Here is a 3,307-nt window from a genome sequence, read left to right on the forward strand (position 1 = left end):
AGCTATGGGTGGAGTTTTTGCGGTGATTGGTACTCCAGCCCAACCACCCAAATCTCGCGGAAAGTCTCCAGGCTGGAAGACGGATCAACCACGTAAACGTAGAATTCGCTACCCCATAGTTAAAAAAACTACAACCAAGCCCCGCAAAGAGCAATCAGAATCTGCTTAGTAGTGTAGATTTTCATCTCTGAAGTCTGTTTCTTTTCAACTCAGCGTTGCTGAGTCTTTTCTTGTTGCCTAGTCTAAACTCCAGGTAAGGGCTTCAGCCCTACCTTCATGCAACTTAAATGCCGATTAGCTTATAAGTGCATTCCCTGGTTCTTGCCAGGGAACGAGAGGTAACTTCTAACTCTTAAAATCTTTCCACACCTTCAAATTGCTTGAGTGCCGATGCATTTGCTGCTTCACCACAAGTACGCGGTGTAGGGAATATCTTTTCAGGATTTGCTAACCCTTTAGGATTAAAAACTTGCCGCACCCATTGCATCGTTTCTAAATCAACTGGGCTAAACATCTGTGGCATATAGCACTTTTTCTCTTCACCAATGCCATGCTCACCAGAAATACTACCACCAACTTGGACACAAAGTTTGAGAATTTTTCCACCCATTTCTTCTACTTGCTCTAATGCTCCAGGCACAGAATTATCATAAAGAATTAGCGGATGAAGATTGCCATCGCCAGCATGAAATACATTAGCAACCCGATAACCGTATTGTTCACTTAATGTCTTAATTTCGTGCAGAACATAAGGCAACTGAGTCCGAGGAATTACACCATCTTGTACATAATAATCTGGACTTAAATGCCCAGCAGCAGCAAAAGCCGCTTTGCGTCCTTTCCATAATTTTAATCGGGTTTCTGGGTCACTAGCAGAAGTGACATTTCGCGCCCCATTCTTTTGACAAATTTCAGTAACTCGTTGCTTATTTCCTACAACTTCCACTTCTAAACCGTCAATTTCTATTAGCAAAATAGCAGTAGCATCACGGGGATAACAATTTGTTGCAACAACATCTTCAACTGCATTGATGCTGAAGTTATCCATCATTTCCATCCCACCAGGAATAATTCCGGCGCTGATGATGTCAGAAACAGTTGCTCCGGCAGCTTCAATACTGGTAAAATCTGCCAACAAGACACAAATTGATTCTGGACTTTTGAGAATTCGTAAAGTAATTTCTGTGGCAATTCCTAAAGTGCCTTCAGAACCAACAAACACACCTGTTAAGTCATAACCAGGCATTTCGGGGATTTGCCCGCCTAAATCAATAATTTCCCCTTCTGGCGTGACAATTTTTAATCCCAAAACGTGGTTAGTGGTAACGCCATACTTGAGACAATGTACGCCACCAGAGTTTTCAGCAATATTGCCTCCGATAGAGCAGATAATTTGACTAGATGGGTCAGGAGCATAGTAAAAACCAGCACCACTGACAGCTTGTGTTACCCAACTATTAATCACTCCTGGTTGCACAATTGCCCGCTGATTTTCCAAATCAATATTGAGGATTTGCCGCATTAAGGAAGTGACAATTAAAACAGAGTCTTTTTGTGGCAAAGCGCCACCAGATAGACCTGTGCCAGAGCCGCGTGCTATGAAGGCGATAGAGTATTGGTTGCATATCTTTACAATTTCTGCAACTTGTTCTGTAGTTCTCGGTAACACCACTACAGCCGGACGTTGGCGGTAACCAGTTAAACCATCGCATTCATAGGTAATGAGTTCTTCGCGGCGTTGCACCACACCATTTTTACCAAGGACAGCCTCGAATGCTTTGATAATGGGTTTCCAGTTGCGTTGTTTTTTATCTTGGGCAAGCATAGTTTTTTAAAGTTTGCTCTAGTAACTTAGAGTTTAAAACAATCCCCAAGTTTTGAGGGATTAGTCTCTACTCCAAACTCTTTTCCTGTTAACCAAAATTTGCTTGCTTGCTTAAGAAATCCCGGAAGCTGGAATGATAAAGACTGTAGCGGATTTCTCTATCCATTTCCTGGAGTGTTAAAAACTCACGCCAATTTTCCAGAACTTCTTCAACATCGTATTCATCAGCATCAATTGTACTAGCGATGCTTTCTGCTGATATGACTGATGAAACTTGCACTAACACACTCAGCACAGATGATTTAAATTCCTTCTCTTGGCTTGGCGAATTAGGGTGAATCATCTTGTGCAAATGCTGCTGATAATAAGCCTCTAAACCAGGGGGGAGTCGGTCAAACTCCTTAGAGATAGTAGGTAATATCTGGCTGAGATACATGAAATTGTTTTCGCTTTTGGCGGTTAGCTGTGCTGTGAGTTCTTCGTCATTGTTGACGTATTGCCAAATGTATGCGTTGGCATCCTCGTGGTTTTGTTGTGGGTATGCTGTTAAATCGAGAATTTCGGAAGGTGTTTCTATCAACAAACCGGATTGTTTCCGCAGGTATGGGCGGCGGGTGAGAAGGAAATAAACGCCACGTGGGAGATATCTGGGAAGATAAAAGAGATTTGAGCCTTTTGTTTGGTCGGTGCGGTTAACAGCATCTAAGGCATCGATAGCAATAATAAACTTTTGCTGGGGTTCTAGCTTATCGCTGACTTGCTGAAGCAGAGAATGTAGAGACGCAAAATTTTCTGTCTCAATTTGTGTGGAGATACTAGTAATAAATTCCTCAGCGCGATTTTTGCCTGGGAGTTGGGCGTTGTAATAAAGAACTTGGGGATTTTCTATGACGTACTTAGCGAGGATGGAACTTTTACCGCTACCGGGTGCGCCAATTATGGTAAAGTAACCGCGATCGTAACGCTGAATAAAGTTGGATATTGCGGTGAAGACGAAGGCGCGACCAACAAAGTTTTGACTTTTTTTGAGAATGACTTGTTGAAACTCTGTTGGGTAGGAGGGAGTATTGATTGACGTTGGGGGTCGAGGTGAAGTGTTCATACTTTTTAAACATTCTCCAACCGCAAAAAATGCACTCTCCCTGATGACTCCCCTGCCACAATTGTCACCCCATCTGCGGCAACAGCGCAGCAATAAAATGGAGCCTCTCCTTTAAAAGTAGCAATTTCTTCCCCAGTTTCCAGATTCCAGAATTTGAGTGTGTTGTCATCTGAAGCAGAAATCACCCGCTTGCCATCGGCGGTGAGGGCTACTGCTCTTACCGAGTTGCTATGACCTTTAAAAGTCCGCTCATCTTTCCCAGTTTTCAGATTCCAAAGTTTGAGTGTGTTGTCAGCTGAAGCAGAAATCACCCGCTTGCCATCGGCGGTGAGGGCTACTGCTCTTACCGAGTTGCTATGACCTTTAAAAGTCCGCTCATC

General features: G+C 43.2%; 3 protein-coding genes. All 3 read right to left on the minus strand.

The window, feature by feature from the left end; all coding sequences use genetic code 11:
* Positions 1–352: 352 nt before the first annotated feature.
* Positions 353–1,825 (minus strand): glycolate oxidase subunit GlcD, encoded by a 1,473-nt coding sequence (gene glcD, locus F8R90_RS17470; protein ID WP_196511773.1) that lies wholly within the window; start codon positions 1,823–1,825, stop codon positions 353–355.
* Positions 1,826–1,913: 88 nt separating this feature from the next.
* Positions 1,914–2,927, minus strand: coding sequence for an AAA family ATPase (locus tag F8R90_RS17475; RefSeq protein ID WP_196511774.1), 1,014 nt, complete (start codon positions 2,925–2,927; stop codon positions 1,914–1,916).
* Between the two features lie 5 nt (positions 2,928–2,932).
* Positions 2,933–3,307, minus strand: a 375-nt coding sequence (locus tag F8R90_RS17480) for a WD40 repeat domain-containing protein (protein WP_442946750.1), incomplete at its 5' end; no start/stop codon positions are given.

The organism is Nostoc sp. NZL (genome assembly GCF_015714705.1).
Classification (GTDB): domain Bacteria; phylum Cyanobacteriota; class Cyanobacteriia; order Cyanobacteriales; family Nostocaceae; genus Nostoc; species Nostoc foliaceum_A.